We start from the raw sequence: 19,921 nt of genomic DNA on the forward strand, positions 1-19,921 counted from the left end.
GTTAAAACTCAAACTGATAGAGCAAGTCTAATGCCTGGTTAAGTCCAGACACCGCTTCCAGATAAAGTCTAGGCATTAAACGATAACGTAGCGTTAGCGTTGCCAATGAATCGTAAATACCGACACCGTATTTAACCTGCAATCCCGGGGTGAGGTTACCGCTCACCACAACCTGGGATTCATCACCCACCCCCTGGGTATCCAGGGTCAAATTACTGACGCCGAACGCCGCGCCGATTTTGCCTACCAGTTGCCCGGTTTGCGCCACGCCCATACCGATCAACATGGATGTCATCATACTACTGTCGGCACCAGGCGTATTCAGCCCCTGGCCCCGCAGCAGGTAAGAAAGGGCCTCCTGCTGCGATTTCACCGGATCGGTGAACACGTCGATGCGCGGCTGATCCGCCATGCCGGTGACACGAACCCCGGCGGTAACGCCGTCCGCGGTGGAATCGGGGTTGCGGATGGCTTCGATATTCAGCATGGGCTGCGCCGGCGGACCGGAAAAGATCAACAGCCCGCGACGAATGATCAAGTCCTGACTATAAGCATTAAATCGTCCGTAGGGAATAGAGATTTGTCCGTGCAGGCCCAGCCCCTGTTTATCCTGGATCACATTAAGATCGCCCTGCAGCCGCGCTTTAAGGCCGAAAGCGTCTAATCGCACGTCATTGCCCACGTGAATCTTCATATTACTGTTGATGGCCATCCCCACCTCCCGCTCGGCCACCGGCTGTAATTGAGCATCGAGGATGACTTCATCCGGGGAGACCGCCACTGCGCTTTCAGGCAGTTTCTGCACCACGATCCGCGCCCAGGGCACGGTGACGCTGCCGTTGAGGGTCAGCACCTGTGGCGCGGCCTCCACCGTAATATCCGGCGATACGTCCAGCCGCACCATCGGCGGCAGGGTGATCCTCACCCGGTTCCCCCGGGCGGCGATGCGGGCGTTCCAGGCATTGATACGGCTCCAGTTGGCATTGCCGCTTAAGTTGAGCTGCCCGCTGGTAGTGCGAATGACCCCTTGCAAGGCCGAGCTGGTGCCGTCAAACGTCATGGCCAGCTGGCTTTCGGTCATGGCGAACGGCAACTGATTGCTGCGGATGATAACCCGGTCCAGGCTCAGCCGGCCATAAAGCTGCGGTTGCATAGCGCTGCCGCCAAGACGGAGATTGGCGTTAAGCATACCCGCGGCATGATCCGAGCCTGACAATAACGGATTTATCAGCGACAGGGAAAGATTGTTGATAGTAATAACGCCGGAAAGCGCGCGCCGGTTACGGGGATCCGCTATCTGCAACTGTCCGCTGAATTGCCCGTTGCCGGTAATGCCGATTTGCCAGTTCAGCGTGGCGCGGTCGTTTTCCAGTCCGGCATTGAGAGTAACACGGTCGAAGTCCACCGGCAGCACTCCGCCCTGAATGTTTTGCCGCGCCTTGATACCGTTGCCCGTCAAGACAATGCTGGCCTTGGGCAGGCTGCCCCCCGGTTGCCAGCTCACCTGCGCGCGGCCGCTGAATACCCCTCCCAGCGTGGTGGCCGCCGGCAGGAACGGTTTGAGCATCGCCAGATCAAAACGGTTAAGGAGCACGGCGGCCTGCCCGCTGGCCCCCAACTGGATATTGGCGGGCACGCAAAGCTGCGCGTTGGCATTTTGCCAGCAGTGGGGGCCGATAACGACGTTTTGCGCCTGCTGCTGATAATCAAGGGTCATCGGGCGGCTCAACCGCCACTCCCCCACCGGGCTGCCGAACTGCGTCTGGCTCAGGGTGCCGCGCCAGCGCTGCTGCCGGCGATCGTAGCCGCCGTTCAGCGTCAGCCCGCCCGATACCGGCTCCCCCTGCAGGTTCAGCCGTAGCTGGTGGGCCCGTTCGTCGCCGGTCAGGGCCAGCGTCATCCGGCGCACGCTAACGGCCCCTTGCTGTAGCTGATTAACGTCCAGATTGAGATTGCCGCCCACGATATCGCGGGATTGCAGGCGACCGTTCAAGGCGATGCGCCGAATCCGCAGATCCTGCCAGCGCAGGCCGGCGGCGGTCAGATTGGCGGTGACCTGCGGCGATAGCCTTTCGCCCCGCACGCTCAGGGTACCGGCGGCGGTTCCTCCCAGGCCGGGCAAGGTCCCGTTCAGATTCGGCGCATCGATAACGGCGTCCAGCGCCAGCTGATTGTTCAAATCACCGTTCACCGTCAGGCTGTTGCGTCCCAACGCCAGCCGCAACGCGGAAACATGCCATTGTCCGGCGTCATTGCCGCTGAGGGATCCTCTGGCGGTCACCCGGTTCTGCTTGACCTCGCCATCCAGCCGGAGCTCCGGTACACGCAGTTGCCAGCTTCCGCCGTGCAAACTGCCCAGCACCGATAACTTGCCGTCGAGACGGGCGGGCCAGTCCGGCCATTGTCCGGCGGTATCGATGCCGGAGAGCGTCAGCTCGGTGCGCCAGCTGACGGCATTGCTCCAGTCCGCCAGACCGGTGATATCCGCCTGGCCCCGCAGGGCCGCAATGTGCAAACGAGACAAGATAAACTGTGCGGTAGTACCTTTACCCGCCAATGACAGCTCCGCCGGCGGCAGGCCTTCTCCGCTTAACGATGCCGCCATGGACAGGGTGTAATCCACCGCCTTGCCGGTCATGCTCAGCGACAGATTACGCGCCTGATACTGCGGCGGTCCGACGAGAGGCCATTGCACGCCGGGACTGTCGACGGTCAGCGACAGCGGCAGGCCGGTTTGGGCCAGACGCGTTTGCAGCTTTATCTGCGCTTTTACCGGCCCGGAAAAATTCAGCGCCGCGCTGAGATTTTCCCGCAGGCCTCCGTCTAGGGTCAGCCGGATTTTTTCGCCCCTCAGGGGCGCGCTGTTCACGGAAGAATTGAGGGTCAGCGCCAGCGGCCAGCCGCCGCCCAGCTGCGCGGAACCGCTGGCGTTGAGCAGGCCCTGGGGCGAATTGACGTTCAATCGTTCAAGGGTGGCGTGGCCGTCCTGTACGGCGCCGCGCAAATCCATGGCCGAGATGAGGAAATCCACATCGCCGGTCAAGCGTAGGTTTTCCCCATGCAGCCCCTCCAGCCGAACATTCAGCGGCAAATGGACATCGGGCAAATCAGGCAGCAGCGGTTGGGCGAAAAAGGCCTTGAATGCCGCTTCCGGCGACGGCTGCCGCCGGGCCTTTTCCAGCGCTGCCCTGGCGCTCTCTTGCTTTTGCTGCTCGGTTTGGACCAGCTGTTTGCCGGCCTGTTCCGCCACGACCTCGACAGCCTTGGGCAACGCGACCAGCAAACCATCGATATGGGTCGGCGCCACCGTCAGGTTATTGGCGCGAAAATCAATGCCGCTTTCGAGACTGCCGAGGGTGACCTGGGTATTATCTATGCGAATCCGGACATTGCTCAGGGCCAGATGGCGCAAAATAAGCGGATAAGGCGTGCTGACGGTCTGGCCGCTATCCTGCGGTTCGGCGGCGGCAGGCCCTGGCGGAGCCAATGCCGCCGTTTTCACGTCGATATCCACATCCTGCAGGGACAGGTTATCGAGGCATAATTCACTGTGGCGAAGACAGGCGGGATTAAGCGAAAGACGGAATTGTTTGGCGCCCACCGTCATGCCGGGCATCCGATATTGCAGGCCGGTGACGGTCAAATCCCGCCAGCCGCCGCTGACATGGGCTATCTCCAGGCCCGGCACCCAGCGCGCGGCGCCCTTGATCAGCAGATGCAACCCGCCGGCGGTGCCGATAAAAAAAACCAGAGTGCCCGCCAGCAGCATAATAAACGCCAGCACGCTCAGCCCGATTTTCCTTCCCCGGCTCATAATTCCGTCCCCAAGCCGATATAAAACTGGACGCTATGATTGTCGGGATCGCCCACCGGCGTGGCAATATCCAATTTAATCGGCCCCACCGGCGATTGCCACCGGACCCCAATCCCGGCGCCGGTTTTCAGATTGGTGTGCCGGATATCGTTTACCGCCTGGCCGCTATCGATAAAAGCGGCCCCCCACCAGCGGCCGGTGACGTTATATTGGTATTCCAGCGATCCGGTGGCCATTTGCGAGGCACCAATCAATTTTCCGTCGGCGTCACGGGGCGATATGGAGCGGAAGCGGTAGCCGCGGATACTGCGATCGCCGCCGGCGAAAAAACGCAGCGACGGGGGCACGCGCTCAAAATTGTTGGTTTCAATCCAGCCGAGATTGTAGCGCGCCACAAAGCGGTGTTTTTCCTCCAGCGTCCGTACCCAAACGTTTTGCGCCTGGAGGATGAAAAAATCGATATCCGATCCCCATGCTGTATCGGAAACGTCCAGGGAGTAACGCTGCGAGTCGCCCCAGGTGGGCATCGCCCCGCCCCGCTGCCGGGTCCGGTTTATGGTGAAGCCCGGATAAATCAGCATCGTCGTGTCGGTAACATTGGCCTGGGTAAAGTGATCAAGGCTCCAGCGTAAATTCACCGAGCGTTGCCAGCCGGTGGAGAAATCCCAGAAACGCGCCACGTTAAGGGTGGTGGAATCTGATTTGGTATCATTGAGATCTTCCCGTTTGAAACCGCTTTGCAGCAGGTAATATTGCTCCAGCGGGCTGCGCTGCACCGGAATCTTGTAACTGAAATCCAGCGCCTGCTCAGGCGCCGACAGGCTGAGGCCGGTCTGAAAGCTGTGGCCCATGGAATTGAGCCATGGCCTGTTCCAGGTGGTCCTGACCCTCGGTCCGATGTCCGAGGCGAAACCCGCCCCGGTTTCAATGATATTCCGGCTTCGAGGCGTCACCACCGCATCCAGTGGAAGGACTTTGCTTTTTTTCCCGGCGACTAAATCCGGTGAAACCACCACCGAGTTGAACCAATTGGTGGCGGATAGCTGACGGTTCAGCTCCGCCAGCGCGGTGGCGCTGTATTCATCCCCCGGATGGATGGAAGGAATGTTCTGCAAATAGTCCGTGCGGATTTGCGAGCCGTGAAAGCGAATCTCCCCGAAGCGGTAGCGCTGGCCACTGTCGAAATCCACGTTCCAGAACGCCTCGCGCCGCGCCGGCGATACCGCCAGCTGCCGTTTCAGGAATTCGGCGTCGAAATAGCCATTGCGCACGGCAAGACCCGTCATGCCGTCGATAAAAGCGGTATAATCACCATGATTAAGCACGGTGCCGACGGCGGGCCGGCTTCGTTGAACCAGCCGTTGGTACGAAGCATCCCGGCGGGCGTCTCCGCGCAGGATAATGGTAGCGGCGGCGATTTTAACCGGCGGCCCCGGGCTGACGGCGGCCACCAGTACGGGGCGGCCGCCTTTGACCGCCGGGCGAAAGGTGAAGTCGATTTTGGGCTCATAATAACCCAGTGCGCGGAGGCCTTCGCGGATGGCACTGTCAACCCGGGCCTGAAAGCGCGCGTCGGCGGTGATTTCATCCGCGCCGATGGTGGACAGGCGCACCCGGACATTACGCTGCAATTCGCCTTTGAGTCCGTCTACCTGCAAACGCACGTTAGCAGCGTTGGACCCAGGCGTTGCCGCGAGAATGCAAACCAGGCATATAAGGCGATTTTTTAGCAAGCTGGCTCCCGAGTCTGCTTTCCTGATAGTAGCTTCCTTGTGCGCAAAATCGCTTTCAATTCTGATAACTGCCGGCCTTAGGGTTGTTTTTGTTTTTTTTGCCCTAAAATAACAGCCTTACACCTATCTTAACGTAAAATTGAAGATTATTGTCTGTAAAGAAGAGGTGTTAAACAACAGGCGATGCCCCATATTTACGATTATTTGCCTAAACAGGAGACAACTCTGATGCACATTTTCAACCAATCCGAGCTTGTACCACAAAGTGACGCGCTACCCGGCCGCACCACGCCGATGCCGGTCGCCACCACCCATGTGGTCAACGGACACTCCATGACCCAAGTCCCGGACGGCCTGGAAGTCGCATTATTTGCCATGGGATGCTACTGGGGCGTGGAAAGATTGTTCTGGCAATTGCCCGGCGTCTATAGCACGGCGGCCGGTTTTGCCGGCGGCTATACCCCTAATCCCACCTACCGGGAAGTCTGCACCGGCAAAACCGGCCATGCGGAAACGGTACGGGTGGTCTTCGATCCCGCCGTGATCTCCTATAAAGAGCTGCTGCAGCAGTTCTGGGAAAACCACGACCCGGCGCAGGGCATGCGCCAGGGCGGGGATATCGGCACCCAGTATCGCTCGGCGATTTTTGTCTTGACCCCTGCGCAGGAAAGCGCCGCCCTCGAGAGTAAAGCGCAATTCCAGCGCGCAATGGCCGAGGCCGGGGATAAACGCCAGGTGACCACCGAGATTGAGCCGGCAACGCCGTTTTATTACGCTGAGGACGACCATCAGCAATATTTGTACAAGAACCCCGAGGGTTATTGCAATCTGGGCGGGATCGGCGTGTGCATGCCGCCGCAAGCGTAATCATTAGCAGCCCCGCAGGGGCTGCTGTTATACTATGCGGGCTGCCGGTGCAGCACGGTAACGGTTTGTAACATGTTATCTTTTCACGACACATTGCCCTTCAAAGGCGCGCTGATAATACCCTGTAGAAATTTCGAGTTGCGGCAAGGCGGCAACGCAGCGACGAATCCGCCGGATCGGATCCGGACGCTGCGAGCAGCGGCCCCGATGGGGCGAGACTCATGGATGAGCCGAGAAACAAAGCCAACACCGCTGCAGCTTGAAAGATAAAGAGTGTAAACGTCAGCCCGTGGTGGCCAGACTATGTTAAACAGTATCCTGCTTATTTTACTATTGATCGCGGTGAGCGCGTTTTTTTCCGTCTCGGAAATCTCCCTGGCCGCGTCACGCAAAATCAAGCTTAAACTTATGGCCGACGAGGGCAATATCAATGCCCAACGCGTGCTGAAACTCCAGGAAACGCCGGGTATATTTTTTACCGTGATACAAATCGGCCTGAACGCGGTGGCCATCCTCGGCGGTATCGTGGGCGATGCGGCCTTTTCCCCCTCCTTCGCCGCCCTGCTGGTGCGGTTCATGTCGCCGGAACTGGCGGATCAAATCAGCTTTATCTGCTCGTTCACCCTGGTGACCAGCATGTTTATTCTCTTTTCCGATCTGACCCCGAAACGCATCGGTATGATTTCACCGGAGGCTTGCGCCGTCCGGATCATCAACCCGATGCGCTTCTGCCTGCTGGTATTCCGTCCGCTGGTATGGATATTCAACGGCCTGGCCAACCTTATCTTCCGCCTGCTTAAACTGCCGATGGTGCGCAAAGAGGACATTACCTCCGACGACATCTACGCGGTGGTGGAAGCCGGCGCGCTGGCCGGGGTGCTGCGCAAGCAGGAACATGAACTGATAGAAAACGTTTTCGAGCTTGAATCGCGTACGGTGCCTTCTTCCATGACCTCCAGGGAGAGCATTATCTACTTCGATTTACGCGAGACCGAAGACAGTATAAAAGAAAAAATCTCAACGCATCCTCACTCGAAATTTCTGGTGTGCGACGCCAATATCGATCATATCGTCGGCTATGTGGATTCCAAGGATTTGCTTAATCGCGTGCTGGGCAATCAGAGCCTGGCGCTGAACAGCGGCGTGCAGATCCGCTCGGCGCTGATCGTACCGGATACGCTGACGCTGTCGGAAGCGCTGGAGAGCTTTAAGACCGCCGGCGAGGATTTCGCCGTGATCCTTAATGAGTATGCCCTGGTGGTGGGGATCATTACCCTCAACGATGTCATGACCACCCTGATGGGGGATCTGGTGGGCCAGGGATTGGAAGAGCAAATCGTTACCCGGGATGAAAACTCCTGGCTTATCGAGGGCGGTACGCCCATCGACGACGTCATGCGGGTGCTGCATATCGATGAGTTTCCCCAGGCAGGCAATTACGAAACCATCGGCGGCTTCATGATGTTCATGCTGCGCAAGATCCCCAAGCGCACCGACTTTGTCCGCTATGCCGGCTTCAAATTCGAAGTGGTGGATATCGACAGCTATAAAATCGATCAATTACTGGTCACCCGGCTGGAAGAGAAGTCCGCCCTGGTGCTGGCGCCTACCTCCGACAAGACCCATGTAGCCTAGGAAAGACGGCCCGCCATAGCGAGGGATTGACCGGGGGATTTGGCAAAGCGGATAACGGCGAGCGCCGGGGGAGAAGGATTGCCCCTGCCGATGCAAGGCATCCCGCAGGGGCAAGTCCGTCAGGCCATCTCGGACTGCAATCGCATAACCTGCCGGTTTACTTCGGACATGACATGGAAGTGCTGCTTATCGCGGACCTTGGGCACCAGGATCTTACCTTTATCGAATTCAAAGGCGCCGAACCCCTTGATGTAGATTCTGCCGCGAAATAAGGTCTTAACGTAAGTTGCTACCTTGATAGCGTTAAAGCGATGGAAGATTCTCATTTTTTTACGTTGCTCCCGTAATTAACATCGTCCTGCCCTGCGAAACGCCAGTTGGCAAGAGTACTGACACTACCACTTATTAAGAGTGGCCATATGTGCATTAGTTCACGCAGTTTCAGGACGCTGAGCTGGATTTACATAATTTGACAGAACGCTATAAAAGCCCTATCACTTGAAGCAGTACTTTTATTCTGAAGACGCCCCGACCGCGGGCGCGACATCGGACAAGGCCTCTTCAACGCCGCGGGCCTTGCCCGGTCAATTGAAGGAAACGCCCCATGCGCCGTCGTCTCTTGTTGCTGATGTTCACTCTGTTTTTCTCGTTCGGTCTGCAGGCCCATAATCTCCGTATCGGCGCGCCCTTGCCCAGAGTGGGCGTCGCCGATAAAGGAGAGCTGCTTTATCAGAATAACGAGTTTAGCTATAAATCCTGGAATAGCGCGCAGCTAAAAGGAAAAATACATCTGGTACAGCATATGGCTGCCCGCACCTCCGCCAGCGAAATGAACGCCGCGATGGTTGAAGCCATCAAGAAAGCCAGTTTACCGGGGAAATATTACCAAACGACTACCATCGTCAACGGAGACGATGCCCTGTTCGGCAGCCTAGCCTATTCGCGCAACTGGCTGGAAAACAATAAAAAAATGTCCCCCGCCGCCCAGTTTGTCCTGGATGTCCACGGCGACGTGCGACAGGCATGGGGGTTACGGGCCAAAAGCTCGGCAATTGTGGTGCTGGATGCCGGCGGGCGGGTTCGGTATATCAAGGAGGGGGCATTGACGCTGCCGGATGTACAGCAGGTTATTGAGTTATTGCACCGCTTGCTACCCCGCGGTGCAATGTAACGCCTTTTAGAACAGCGATACCCGAAAGCCCGGGTTCAAAAAGGACTCGCGGGGATGATAATCCAGCGCATGGCCGGTCCAGTCGTTAACCTGCGCACCGGCAGCGGCGGCCACCGCATGTCCGGCGGCGGTATCCCATACGTTGGTGGGTCCGAAACGCGGATAGAGCTGGGCGCTGCCTTCCGCCACCAGGCAAAATTTCAGCGATGAACCGATGGACACCGTCTGATGTTCACCCAGCTGCGCCAGATAATCCTGCAACTCCCGATCGTCGCTGTGGGAGCGGCTTATCACCACCAGCGGCGGCCGGGCTTCCTTGCAGTGGATATCCAGTCGCTGGCCGTCCGCGGTGATTTTCCAGGCATGATCCTTGTCCGCCGCGTACAGCAGATCGGTAGCAGGGGCATAGACCACGCCCATCACCGGAAAACCCTCCTCAATCAACGCAATGTTGACCGTGAATTCGCCGTTGCGCCGCAAAAATTCCTTGGTGCCGTCCAGGGGATCCACCAGCCAGTAACGGTCCCAGCCGCGACGAACCTCCCATGCGGGGGGATCTTCCTCGGAGAGTATGGGAATGTCGGGCGCCAGGGCGGCGAGCCCTTCTGCGATCACCCGATGCGCGGCCAGATCGGCCGCGGTTAATGGCGACGCATCTTGCTTATGGGTCAGTTCAAGGGGCATATCCCCTGCATAGACCTGCATAATAGCCGCTCCCGCGTCACGGGCCAGCCGGCTGATCTGTTCTATCATTGCATACCTCGAATTTGTCCACCATACCCGTCATCTTTCAAGCCGCGGCTATGTTGGCTGCAGCTTGAAAGCTAATGGGTATACATAATAGTAGACTAGTGTTATTTACCGCGAAAAGCTATTCCATTAACGGCCTGCCGGGGCGGGGGGAATGTTAATCCCCCCGCCGGGGCTGTCAGAGGATTTCCAGCAGCTCGACTTCGAAAATCAGGGCGCTGAACGGCGGAATCGAGGCGCCGGCGCCCCGTTCGCCATAGGCCAGGTTCTGAGGAATATAGAGTTCCCAGCGGGAGCCCAGGGGCATCAGGGTCAGGGCTTCAATCCACCCCGGGATCACGCCGTTGACCGGAAATTCCGCCGGCTCGCCGCGCTGAACCGAACTGTCGAATACCGTACCGTCCAGCAAGCGTCCGGTGTAATGGACGCGAACCCGATCCTGGCGCGACGGTATCGCCCCTTCGCCCTGCTGCAGCACTTTGAACTGCAAGCCGGATTCAGTCTGGCGGACGCCTTCCTCCTTGGCATTGGCTTCGAGGAATTGCTGCCCCGCCACCGCCAAATGCTGCTGCCGCTCCAGACGCACCGCATCGGCGCGCTCGTGGATCTGGCGCAGCGCCCGATGGATGGCGTCAACCGGCACCGCCGGCGCATGACCCGCCAAGGCGTCGGTTAACCCGGCCAGCAAAGCTTCCGGCAACAGCCCTTCCAGCCCCGACTCTTGCAGCTGCTGGCCCACTTGTAAGCCAATACCGTAACTGGCCTGCGCTTCGACGCTGTCTAAAGAAGGTGTAGTCATCATTTATCCTTGAATTGATAAAAAGCGAAAGGCGCAGCATAACAGCGCGGGCGTTTCGGGTAAAATCCTCTATGATGATAATGTGTCCCGCCTCGGCGGATTGCTTCGCAGTCAGGGTTAATTAAGCATGGAGGTTCAGTGTGCTCCGCTTTATACTTCCCCGGGTTAGAGAAAAACCATTGCAAGAGAGGTTATCATGGGCAGAATTGCGCCCGGGAAAAATAAGAACCCGGCGTTTTCCGTGCCAGGGCTCAGCGAGATCAAATGGAAGTGGCCACGACGCCCGCGACCCGATGATAATCCCAAAGCAGGCCGTCCGATGCTGACTCCCCTGAAAAAATTATGGTACCTGCCGGAACAGTTCAAGTGGATGCGGCCTTTACCCCTGTTCCATCGGCGCGCCATCCTGATTTGCGCCGCGATTATTCTGCTGGCGATACTCTGGCCCTATTCACCCAGCGAAAACGCGCCGCCGCCGCCTGTCGCCGCGAACCAAACCGGGCAGCAAGGGGGAGTGATGCAGGCGGAAATCGTCAACAACGCCCCCTCTCCCGCCGCCCCGGCAACACCCGCCAACGGCCAGCTGCAGCGCTATCGGATAGCGGAGGGGCAAACCCTGGCGCAGCTGTTCCGCGAGCACAATCTGCCGGTGGCGGATGTTTTTGCCATGGCGCAGGCGGAAGGAGACGATAAGCCGCTCAGCAGTTTACATGCCGGCCAGCAGGTGGATATCCACGTCAATGCCCAAGGGGTGGTGACATCGCTGGAGATCGAAACCGGCCCCACCGCCAGCGTCAGGTTTATTCGCCAGTCCGACGGCAGCTATATACGCAATTAATGCAAAACGCCGGCTTTCGCCGGCGTTGTTTTTTTACTGTCGCTCGCTTAATCGTTAGATCAGGCTTCAGCTACCACAACCACATCCAGGGTAGCGAAAATTTCGCCATGAACCTGGATGGAGATATCGTGGTCGCCGATAGTACGCAGAACGCCGTTGGGCAGGCGCACTTCGCTTTTGGCGACGGGAACGCCGGCGGCGGTGATGGCTTCGGCGATATCACGGGTACCCACGGAACCGAACAGCTTACCTTCGTCGCCTGCTTTAGACGCGATGGTGACGCTGCCCAGGGCAGTGATTTTATCGGCACGGGCCTGTGCTTCGGCCTGAACCTTGGCCACTTCAGCTTCCAGCTCGGCGCGACGCCCTTCGAATTCAGCAACGTTTTTCTTGGTGGCCGGAACGGCTTTGCCTTGCGGTACCAAGTAGTTACGGGCATAGCCCGCTTTAACGTCAACCGTATCGCCTAATTTGCCCTTGTTGGCAATCTTATCAAGCAGAATAACTTGCATTACCTTATCCTCTCAAAGTCTTATTGGACAGTGACCGATTACTGATGACGATCAGTGTACGGCAACAGAGACAGGTAGCGCGCGCGTTTGATAGCACGAGCCAACTGGCGTTGGTATTTGGCGCGAGTACCGGTAATCCGGCTCGGGACAATTTTACCGCTTTCGGTGATGTAGTTTTTCAGCGTAGCGATGTCTTTATAGTCGATCTCAATTACGCCTTCCGCGGTGAAACGGCAGAATTTACGACGACGGAAATAACGTGCCATATGGCTAGTCTCCAGAATCTATCAATTCAATCTGCTCGGCATGCAGCACCATTTTGGTCAATCCGTTGCGGCCTTGATGGCAACAAATGAAACCCTGAATGGAGAGCTGCGTACCGACCGTTATACTTTGAGTAATCTCTTGTGATTGCTTTCCACTGACCACCACGGGCATACGGCACCATGCTTGTCGTGAAAAACCGGCTTCCAGCTGCTGCGAGCGGTGCTCAAGCACAAACTGGCAGTGAGGAATACCTGACGGGCTAACCTTCCTAATCGGTGTCTTGCACACGGTGCCGGACAGCGTCAGTCGGTTTTCCGCCATCATCAATTACTCTTCAGAATCCCCAGCATCATTATCATCGTTGACTTCGGTGGCGAAATCTTCACGACGATCGCGACGTTCGTCCTTCGCTTTCACCATGGGTGAAGCTTCGGTGACGGCATGCTTAACGCGCATGATCATGCTGCGGATAACGGCGTCGTTAAAGCGGAAGTTTGTTTCCAGCTCATCGATCACTTCCTGCGTGGCTTCTACGTTCAGCAGAACATAATGAGCTTTGTGCAATTTGTTGATCGGGTAAGCCAACTGACGACGGCCCCAGTCTTCCAGACGATGAATGATGCCTTGCGCATTGGTGATAACACCGGTGTAGCGCTCAATCATGCCGGCAACCTGTTCGCTTTGGTCAGGATGTACCATAAATACGATTTCGTAATGACGCATACAGAATTGCTCCTTACGGATTATTCAGCCTCCTGTCAGGGTCAACCGCGGCCCATGGAAGCAAGGAACGTGATATTTGTGCGGTCGAAAAATGACGCGCAATCTTACATTTATGGGGGCGTGAATACAAGGGCAGATTGTGGGGTAAAGCCGGCGGCGGCGGAGTAATAACTTCAATGATAATTAATTAGCAAATAAACTATCTAAAAATCATGGTTTTAATCAAAAAAACTGATTAACTTAATCAATAAAGTGTTATTTCTCGCCATCGCAGTCTGTCATATACTCATTGACTCAACTTCCCACCGGCGGTGCGCTCACGCCGGCTGGACGTCCCCCTTTTAGCCAGATATCCCAACACCAGGGGATATACAAAAATAAAGAAATGTTTTCGTATTCAGCCCCCTAGAGGGGCTTTTTTCTGCCCGTCGTCCACAGAACGCCGTCGGCATTACAAATGGCGCTGAAAAAACAGCACCGCCGCCGCCAGGGCGGACACCGTGATTTTATGTCCGACGCCGGGCTCGGTAATATAAGTCACCCGGCCCGCGCTTCCCCGCGCCGCCAGAGCCTGGTACAGCCTGCGACTCTCCTCTGCCGGCACCAGCGGGTCGGCGTCGCCGTGCCAAAGCAGCAGGGGCCGGTCGCAAAGCTTATCCAATTGGTGAAACACCTCGTACTCCGCCAGGGGAGCCATTCGTTGCTCGAATTCCTTTTGCCGGGCGGACGAGGTCAGCGGGACCGGCGGAAAGAGGGTCCTGGCCAGCCGCAGATAATCGCCGGAGCCCATGAATTCCGCCACCGCCGTTAACCAGGAATAACGCGCCATGGCCCCAAGCGCGGTCATACCGCCCATGGATGCGCCGCAGATACCCATACGCCCCCGGTCAATCAGCCCCTGCCGTTCCAGGGAGTCTTTCAGCGCCGGCAACTCATCGATATTGGCGCGCAGGATATCCCAAAAGTGCGCGAGACGCTGCTGTTCATCCCCGTTAAAACGGGCGCCGTGCATGGGGGCATCCGGCAAAATCACCCGAAACCCGGATTTCGCCAGGGCATAGCCAAAATAGCTGTACACGTCTTTGGAGGAGGTATAGCCATGATAAAAGAAAATCGTCGGCAGCGGCTGCGCGTATTGCCCGGCCGGTACCGCGTGTATCACTTCTATGCCGCCGATGTTTTCCTGATGCATTTCAACCATAAAATCTCCTTAGCACTCTCCCGTGACGACCCGGCGAAACCACCGTTTTTTATGGATAGGCAGCCTTTTGATTTTTAATGCGCATCAAGATCGCCGGGCCGCATACTGGGATATACTTGTCGTGTTTAACTCAATGGCTTATATCCCATGAAATCGCTATCCGTGATGGTTACCGCCCTCGGTTTGCTGGCCCTCGCAGGCTGCAGCGTACTGGAAGGCAAACCGGTCCCGCCGCCGCCGCCCACCCATCAGGCACAGGAAATCCAGCGCGATCAGACCGGGTCACTGCAGGTCCTCGACCGATTCTCGGTGGAAAGACGCGGCAGTCCCATGGATGTTGAGCATGTCGTTCGCGTCAAGGCCAATGCTGCTCATGCCACCTATTACCAGATTGTCGCTTTATCAGAACTGATAACGTCGGGCAAGTGGCGCGCCGACGTCATCCTGTATCGCTAAGGACGCCGGCATGCCGTTATGTTCAACCGATTTGACGCTGGCGCACCGCCTCGAACAGGCAGACGCCGGTGGCCACCGAGACATTCAGCGATGATACCGAACCCGCCATCGGAATGCTGATCAGCTCATCGCAATGCTCGCGGGTTAAACGGCGCATGCCTTCGCCTTCGGCGCCCATTACCAGGGCCAGCGGGCCGGTAAGCTTGCTCTGGTAGAGGTCATGATCCGCCTCGCCAGCGGTACCGACAATCCACACATTATGTTCCTGCAGCAAACGCAGGGTCCGCGCCAGATTGGTGACGCGAATCAAGGGCACGGTTTCCGCCGCGCCGCTGGCGACCTTTTTGGCTATGGCGCTAAGGGGGGCGGACCGATCCCGCGGCACAATCACCCCATGCACCCCGGCGGCGTCGGCGCTGCGCAGGCAGGCTCCCAGGTTATGGGGATCGGTGACGCCGTCCAGCACCAGCAGGAACGGCGCGGCATGCTGTTGCAGCAGCCCCGGCAAATCGTTTTCCTGTAGCTGGCGCGCTTCCTGGACCCGTGCCACGATGCCCTGGTGTACCGCCCCTTCGACCTTTTCATCCAGCCACTGCCGGTTCGCAATCTGGATGACGATCCCCGCCGCCTCCAGCTCGACAATCAGGGGGTGCAGGCGGCGGTCGTCGCGGCCTTTCAGGATATAGACATCAAGAAAACGCTGCGGGTCGCGGTCCAATAAAGCTTTAACGGCGTGTATGCCGTAAATGATTTCGCTCATGTTGATCTTTTAGTTAAGTAGCCATGTTCAAGCCCGGAGGTTTATTCCGGCATCCGCCCCGCCGGTTTAAGGCAGGGGCGGATTGCAGCGCGCTGGAGGCGCGGTATTGTTTTATTTACCGGCGGTGCCGGCTTTTTTCCTGCTGCGTCTTGGTTTAGCCGCCTCGCCGCCCGCGGCATGTTCCCCGGCGGAGGACGCCTTGGCCTTGGCGGGCTGGCTTTTAGCCTTGCCGTCCTGGCGTTCGCTGCCGCGAAACGCGCTGTCCGGTTCGAAGTTAGCCGGCTTTTTGCCGGAGCGGCGGCGGCGGGGAGTTTTACTCTCACCGCCGGCGCCGTTGGCGCCGCGCGCCGCCTGCTGCGTCCGAACGCGCTCGGTTTTACCCGCGCCACGGGGTTGACGGCGGCTGGATACCAGGGAGAAATCGATTTTGCGTTCATCCATATGGACTGCTTCGACCTTGATTTCCACCACGTCGCCCAGACGGTAGACCCGCCCGCCCGATTCGCCGATCAGCCGCTGCCCGATATTGTCATAACGGTAATAATCGTTATCCAGGGTGGAAACATGCACCAGGCCGTCGATGAATAAATCGTTCAGGCGGACAAAAAAGCCAAAACCGGTCACGCTGGCGATGATGCCGCTAAATACCTGGCCCACGTGATCCTGCATAAAATCACACTTCAGCCAATCCGCCACGTCGCGAGTGGCCTCATCGGCCCGGCGTTCGCTCATGGAGCTCTGCTGGCCCAATTGCAGCATTTCCGCCATTTCGGCATGCCAGCCGCCGCTGGCGGTGGCACGGCCGACGGCCTCGCCATCCCGTTTCGCCAGCAGATATTTGATGGCGCGGTGTAAAGAGAGATCCGGATAGCGCCTTATGGGCGAGGTAAAGTGGGCATAAGCCTGCAATGCCAAGCCGAAATGGCCGCGGTTTTCCGGATCGTAAATCGCCTGCTTCATCGACCGCAGCAGCATGGTCTGCAGCATTTCGTGATCCGGGCGATTAGCCACCACATTCATCATTTCGGCGTAATCTTTCGGCTCGGGTTTCGCTCCGCCGCCCAGAGTCAGCCCCAACTCACCCAGCACGCTGCGCAGCGCGGTAATATGATCGTCGCTGGGACGATCGTGCACCCGGTAAAGGGCCGGCTCTTCATTCTTTTCCACAAACCGCGCCGCGGCGATATTGGCCAGGATCATGCATTCTTCAATCAGCTTATGCGCATCATTGCGCGTCACCGGCTCAATGCGATCGATGCGCCGCTCGGCGTTAAAAATAAACTTGGCTTCATCGGTTTCAAACGAGATGCCGCCGCGCTGCATCCGCGCCTGATCCAGCGCCTTATACATTTCATGCAATGTCTGAATCGGTTTGACCAGCGGCCGGTACTGCTCGCGCAGCTCCTCATTGCCCTGCAGTATCTGCCATACCTTGGTATAGGTCAGCCGCGCATGGGAGTTCATGACGGCTTCGTAAAACTTGTAGGATGAAAGCCGGCCCTGGGCCGAGACGGTCATCTCACAGACCATGCATAACCGGTCCACCTGCGGATTCAGCGAACACAAACCGTTGGAGAGCACTTCCGGCAGCATGGGGATCACCTGCGAGGGGAAGTACACCGACGTTCCCCGGCTGCGGGCTTCGTTGTCCAGGGGGGTATTCGGCCGGACATAATAACTGACATCTGCGATGGCGACCCAAAGACGCCATCCGCCGCCGCGTTTTGTTTCGCAGAATACCGCATCATCAAAATCGCGGGCATCTTCGCCGTCAATGGTCATCAGCGGCAGCGGACGCAAATCCACCCGGCCGCGCTTCGCCTCTTCCGGCACTTCTTCCGCAAGCGTCGCCACCTGGCTTTCCACTTCCGGCGGCCAGGTGTAGGGAATATCGTGGGATCGTACGGCAATATCCACTGCCATCCCGGTCCCCATATTGTCCCCGAGGACCTCCACCACCTTGCCGATGGCCTTGGTGCGGCGGGTGGGACGCTGAGTGAGCTCCACCACCACCACAAAGCCCATACGGGCCCCGCCGGTGCTTTCCGGCGGCACCAGGATATCGAAACTCAACCGGCTGTCGTCGGGCACCACAAACGCGCTGCCGGCGTCGGTAAAATACCGACCGACAATCTGGCTGGTTTTGGGCACCAATACCCGCACTATGCGCGCTTCGCGGCGACCTTTACGATCGGCTCCCAGCGGCTGCGCCAGCACCACGTCGCCGTGGATGGCCATTTTCATCTGTTCGGCGGAGAGGTACAAATCGTCCTTGCGGCCTTCGACCCGTAAAAAGCCGAAACCGTCGCGATGGCCGATGACCGTACCGCGCAGCAAATCCAGGCGCTCAGGCAGCGCGTAGCACTGCCGGCGGGTAAAAATAAGCTGGCCGTCGCGCTCCATGGCGCGTAAACGCCGGCGCAGACCTTCTATTTGATCTTCGCCGGTAATATCCAAATCCTGGGCCAGCTCTTCGCGGCTGACCGGCGTCTCCCGTTTGGCCAAATGGTCCAGGATAAATTCCCGGCTCGGCACGGGGAATTCGTATTTTTCCGCCTCTCGTTCGAGAAAGGGATCTTGAGACATTGCGCTACCTCCATTGTCTAAAACAGGTTGCTGTGCCGATGTCATTCAACAAGCAATAATAAGTAAAGCGGTGGATTTTCCACCACCAAATCAGACCGGCGGCATGATTAATGACCTGTAAAAATATCGAAAGGCCCGCAGCAATACCTGTAACCACCGGCAGGCAGTGATGAGGACAATATTCCGCGCTATGCCCGTCATACTTCCGGTTGCTGGTGCGTTGGCCTTGCTGAAATTCGAAATCCATTGGGTATATGATTGGCCGGCATTGGCGACATATCCACACGCACTTGGAACGGATGTAATAAGAGTAACCTTTAGGAACCGAACAGGCTATAAAACTTGTCATCGGGCGGTACAGGCAAAAAAGTCGCTATGTGGGTTAACCATATAATAGATAAAGACAAACCGGGACTTGCCCGGTTTGTCGTGTTTTTCAGAATTTGACGGATTTACTGCCATTATGCGTCAAATGGGTCACGCAGTATCATGGTCTCGGTCCGGTCCGGCCCCGTTGAGATGATATCCACCGGCACTTCGGTCACTTCCTCAACCCGGCGAATGTAGCGTCGCGCGGCTTCCGGCAGCTTATCGAACTCTTTGACGCCGAAGGTGGATTCACTCCAGCCCGGCAGCGTTTCATAGATAGGCACTATACCGTCCCAGCCCTCGGCGGCCAGCGGAGTGATTTTCACTTCGCGTCCGTCCGGCATGCGATAAGCGACGCAGATTTTCACCTCTTTCAAACCGTCCAATACGTCAAGCTTGGTCATGCAGAAACCGGACAGGGAATTGATCTGCACCGCGCGGCGAACGGCAACCGCATCCAGCCAGCCGGTACGGCGGCGTCGGCCGGTGGTTGCGCCGAATTCATTGCCCTTGATGCTCAGATACTCGCCGACGTCATCAAAGAGCTCAGTGGGGAACGGGCCGGCACCCACGCGGGTGGAATAGGCCTTGACGATACCCAGCACATAATCCACATAGCGCGGTCCAAGGCCCGAACCGGTAGCAACGCCGCCGGCGGTGGTGTTGGATGAGGTGACATAGGGATAGGTACCGTGATCGATATCCAGCAACGTGCCCTGCGCGCCTTCGAACATGATGAGCTCGCCGCGCTTGCGGGCATTATCCAGCAGGTCGGAAACATCGACGACCATGCCGGTAAGGATATCGGCAATCGCCAGAATATCATCCAGGATGGTCTGATAATCCACCGGGTCGACTTTATAATAATTCACTAACTGGAAATTATGATAATCGACGATTTCTTTCAGCTTGACGGCAAAGGTTTTTTTATCGAAGAGATCGCCTACGCGTAATCCGCGGCGCGCGACTTTATCTTCATAAGCCGGGCCAATACCACGGCCGGTGGTGCCGATGGCCTTGTCGCCGCGGGCTTTCTCCCGTGCCGCATCCAGGGCGACATGGTAGGAGAGGATGAGGGGACAAGCTTCTGAAATAAGCAATCGTTCGCGTACCGGTACACCACGGGCTTCAAGCTCACCCATCTCTTTCATTAGCGCCTCGGGGGATAACACCACACCGTTGGCAATAATGCTGGTTACGTTTTTACGTAAAATACCTGAAGGGATCAAATGAAGTACGGTTTTTTCACCGTCGATAACTAAAGTATGACCGGCATTATGTCCGCCCTGATAGCGAACAACATATTTAGCCCGCTCAGTCAGCAAGTCTACGACTTTGCCTTTACCTTCGTCACCCCATTGGGTGCCCAGTACGACAACGTTCTTACCCATCTCTCAATTTTCACCAGATTGCTTAAAAAAGGATTCTAACATCTCAGTG

General features: G+C 57.4%; 18 protein-coding genes. 5 read left to right on the top strand and 13 right to left on the bottom strand.

What is annotated here, in order from left to right; translation table 11 throughout:
- Position 1: 1 nt before the first annotated feature.
- Both tamB and tamA read right to left on the bottom strand, forming a co-directional pair.
- Entirely contained in the window at positions 2-3,814 is a 3,813-nt protein-coding gene (gene tamB, locus ACL2XO_RS23065; protein WP_413741582.1) for an autotransporter assembly complex protein TamB, read from the bottom strand.
- Positions 3,811-5,547: an autotransporter assembly complex protein TamA gene (tamA, locus tag ACL2XO_RS23070; RefSeq protein WP_413741583.1), complete on the bottom strand. Its 1,737-nt coding sequence runs from the start codon at positions 5,545-5,547 to the stop codon at positions 3,811-3,813. The genes tamB and tamA overlap by 4 nt, the downstream gene beginning before the upstream one ends.
- A 228-nt stretch (positions 5,548-5,775) precedes the next feature.
- Between tamA and msrA the strand changes: the two genes are divergently transcribed.
- Both msrA and ACL2XO_RS23080 read left to right on the top strand, forming a co-directional pair.
- The gene (gene msrA, locus ACL2XO_RS23075) at positions 5,776-6,414 is read left to right on the top strand and encodes a peptide-methionine (S)-S-oxide reductase MsrA (RefSeq protein WP_413725538.1); all 639 of its coding nucleotides are present in this window, start codon (positions 5,776-5,778) and stop codon (positions 6,412-6,414) included.
- A 303-nt stretch (positions 6,415-6,717) separates the two neighbouring features.
- Complete coding sequence (locus ACL2XO_RS23080; RefSeq protein WP_132925733.1) at positions 6,718-8,049, top strand: hemolysin family protein; 1,332 nt, start codon at positions 6,718-6,720, stop codon at positions 8,047-8,049.
- Between the two features lie 119 nt (positions 8,050-8,168).
- Here the strand turns inward: ACL2XO_RS23080 and ACL2XO_RS23085 are convergent, their stop codons facing one another.
- Positions 8,169-8,375: a DUF1107 domain-containing protein gene (locus ACL2XO_RS23085; RefSeq protein ID WP_132925731.1), complete on the bottom strand. Its 207-nt coding sequence runs from the start codon at positions 8,373-8,375 to the stop codon at positions 8,169-8,171.
- A 278-nt stretch (positions 8,376-8,653) separates the two neighbouring features.
- On the opposite strand from ACL2XO_RS23085, the gene ACL2XO_RS23090 reads away from it, so the two are divergent.
- Entirely contained in the window at positions 8,654-9,220 is a 567-nt protein-coding gene (locus ACL2XO_RS23090; protein WP_413725539.1) for a YtfJ family protein, read from the top strand.
- A gap of 6 nt (positions 9,221-9,226) precedes the next feature.
- Here ACL2XO_RS23090 and cysQ read toward each other — a convergent pair whose 3' ends face one another.
- Both cysQ and ACL2XO_RS23100 read right to left on the bottom strand, forming a co-directional pair.
- Entirely contained in the window at positions 9,227-9,973 is a 747-nt protein-coding gene (gene cysQ / locus ACL2XO_RS23095; protein ID WP_132925727.1) for a 3'(2'),5'-bisphosphate nucleotidase CysQ, read from the bottom strand.
- 175 nt (positions 9,974-10,148) lie between these two features.
- Positions 10,149-10,769 (bottom strand): peptidylprolyl isomerase, encoded by a 621-nt coding sequence (locus ACL2XO_RS23100; protein ID WP_132925725.1) that lies wholly within the window; start codon positions 10,767-10,769, stop codon positions 10,149-10,151.
- Between the two features lie 319 nt (positions 10,770-11,088).
- Here ACL2XO_RS23100 and ACL2XO_RS23105 point away from each other — a divergent pair, with 319 nt between their 5' ends.
- Positions 11,089-11,607, top strand: a complete 519-nt coding sequence (locus ACL2XO_RS23105) for an OapA family protein (protein WP_413725540.1) — start codon at positions 11,089-11,091, stop codon at positions 11,605-11,607.
- A 59-nt stretch (positions 11,608-11,666) separates the two neighbouring features.
- Here the strand turns inward: ACL2XO_RS23105 and rplI are convergent, their stop codons facing one another.
- From rplI to yjfP, 5 genes are all read right to left on the bottom strand, one after another.
- Positions 11,667-12,119, bottom strand: coding sequence for a 50S ribosomal protein L9 (gene rplI / locus ACL2XO_RS23110; RefSeq protein ID WP_132925721.1), 453 nt, complete (start codon positions 12,117-12,119; stop codon positions 11,667-11,669).
- Between the two features lie 38 nt (positions 12,120-12,157).
- The gene (gene rpsR / locus ACL2XO_RS23115; RefSeq protein WP_048637617.1) at positions 12,158-12,385 is read right to left on the bottom strand and encodes a 30S ribosomal protein S18; all 228 of its coding nucleotides are present in this window, start codon (positions 12,383-12,385) and stop codon (positions 12,158-12,160) included.
- 4 nt (positions 12,386-12,389) lie between these two features.
- Entirely contained in the window at positions 12,390-12,707 is a 318-nt protein-coding gene (gene priB, locus ACL2XO_RS23120) for a primosomal replication protein N (RefSeq protein ID WP_165934299.1), read from the bottom strand.
- A gap of 6 nt (positions 12,708-12,713) precedes the next feature.
- Positions 12,714-13,109, bottom strand: a complete 396-nt coding sequence (rpsF, locus tag ACL2XO_RS23125) for a 30S ribosomal protein S6 (protein WP_132925717.1) — start codon at positions 13,107-13,109, stop codon at positions 12,714-12,716.
- 451 nt (positions 13,110-13,560) lie between these two features.
- Positions 13,561-14,310 carry an esterase gene (yjfP, locus tag ACL2XO_RS23130; protein ID WP_413725541.1) on the bottom strand — a complete coding sequence of 250 codons (750 nt, stop codon included), beginning with the start codon at positions 14,308-14,310 and terminating at the stop codon, positions 13,561-13,563.
- A 147-nt stretch (positions 14,311-14,457) separates the two neighbouring features.
- On the opposite strand from yjfP, the gene bsmA reads away from it, so the two are divergent.
- Entirely contained in the window at positions 14,458-14,766 is a 309-nt protein-coding gene (gene bsmA / locus ACL2XO_RS23135; protein WP_413725542.1) for a biofilm peroxide resistance protein BsmA, read from the top strand.
- 22 nt (positions 14,767-14,788) lie between these two features.
- On the opposite strand, the gene rlmB is transcribed toward bsmA, so the two are convergent.
- The 3 genes from rlmB to ACL2XO_RS23150 all read right to left on the bottom strand — a co-directional run bounded on the left by rlmB (position 14,789) and on the right by ACL2XO_RS23150 (position 19,872).
- Positions 14,789-15,526 carry a 23S rRNA (guanosine(2251)-2'-O)-methyltransferase RlmB gene (gene rlmB / locus ACL2XO_RS23140; protein WP_132925711.1) on the bottom strand — a complete coding sequence of 246 codons (738 nt, stop codon included), beginning with the start codon at positions 15,524-15,526 and terminating at the stop codon, positions 14,789-14,791.
- A gap of 111 nt (positions 15,527-15,637) precedes the next feature.
- Positions 15,638-18,112 carry a ribonuclease R gene (gene rnr / locus ACL2XO_RS23145; protein WP_413741584.1) on the bottom strand — a complete coding sequence of 825 codons (2,475 nt, stop codon included), beginning with the start codon at positions 18,110-18,112 and terminating at the stop codon, positions 15,638-15,640.
- A 461-nt stretch (positions 18,113-18,573) separates the two neighbouring features.
- On the bottom strand, positions 18,574-19,872 hold the full coding sequence (locus ACL2XO_RS23150) for an adenylosuccinate synthase (RefSeq protein WP_132925707.1): 1,299 nt from the start codon (positions 19,870-19,872) through the stop codon (positions 18,574-18,576).
- Positions 19,873-19,921 lie beyond the last annotated feature (49 nt).

Source organism: Sodalis sp. RH15 (genome assembly GCF_047324255.1).
Taxonomy (GTDB): domain Bacteria; phylum Pseudomonadota; class Gammaproteobacteria; order Enterobacterales; family Enterobacteriaceae; genus Acerihabitans; species Acerihabitans ligni.

Excerpts from the sequence above, each read along its gene's own strand:
- tamB (WP_413741582.1), bottom strand. The coding sequence starts at position 3,814 with ATGAGCCGGGGAAGGAAAATCGGGCTGAGCGTGCTGGCGTTTATTATG.
- msrA (WP_413725538.1), top strand. The coding sequence starts at position 5,776 with ATGCACATTTTCAACCAATCCGAGCTTGTACCACAAAGTGACGCGCTA.
- ACL2XO_RS23080 (WP_132925733.1), top strand. The coding sequence starts at position 6,718 with ATGTTAAACAGTATCCTGCTTATTTTACTATTGATCGCGGTGAGCGCG.
- ACL2XO_RS23085 (WP_132925731.1), bottom strand. The coding sequence starts at position 8,375 with ATGAGAATCTTCCATCGCTTTAACGCTATCAAGGTAGCAACTTACGTT.
- ACL2XO_RS23090 (WP_413725539.1), top strand. The coding sequence starts at position 8,654 with ATGCGCCGTCGTCTCTTGTTGCTGATGTTCACTCTGTTTTTCTCGTTC.
- cysQ (WP_132925727.1), bottom strand. The coding sequence starts at position 9,973 with ATGATAGAACAGATCAGCCGGCTGGCCCGTGACGCGGGAGCGGCTATT.
- ACL2XO_RS23100 (WP_132925725.1), bottom strand. The coding sequence starts at position 10,769 with ATGACTACACCTTCTTTAGACAGCGTCGAAGCGCAGGCCAGTTACGGT.
- ACL2XO_RS23105 (WP_413725540.1), top strand. The coding sequence starts at position 11,089 with ATGCTGACTCCCCTGAAAAAATTATGGTACCTGCCGGAACAGTTCAAG.
- rplI (WP_132925721.1), bottom strand. The coding sequence starts at position 12,119 with ATGCAAGTTATTCTGCTTGATAAGATTGCCAACAAGGGCAAATTAGGC.
- rpsR (WP_048637617.1), bottom strand. The coding sequence starts at position 12,385 with ATGGCACGTTATTTCCGTCGTCGTAAATTCTGCCGTTTCACCGCGGAA.
- priB (WP_165934299.1), bottom strand. The coding sequence starts at position 12,707 with ATGGCGGAAAACCGACTGACGCTGTCCGGCACCGTGTGCAAGACACCG.
- rpsF (WP_132925717.1), bottom strand. The coding sequence starts at position 13,109 with ATGCGTCATTACGAAATCGTATTTATGGTACATCCTGACCAAAGCGAA.
- yjfP (WP_413725541.1), bottom strand. The coding sequence starts at position 14,310 with ATGGTTGAAATGCATCAGGAAAACATCGGCGGCATAGAAGTGATACAC.
- bsmA (WP_413725542.1), top strand. The coding sequence starts at position 14,458 with ATGAAATCGCTATCCGTGATGGTTACCGCCCTCGGTTTGCTGGCCCTC.
- rlmB (WP_132925711.1), bottom strand. The coding sequence starts at position 15,526 with ATGAGCGAAATCATTTACGGCATACACGCCGTTAAAGCTTTATTGGAC.
- rnr (WP_413741584.1), bottom strand. The coding sequence starts at position 18,112 with ATGTCTCAAGATCCCTTTCTCGAACGAGAGGCGGAAAAATACGAATTC.
- ACL2XO_RS23150 (WP_132925707.1), bottom strand. The coding sequence starts at position 19,872 with ATGGGTAAGAACGTTGTCGTACTGGGCACCCAATGGGGTGACGAAGGT.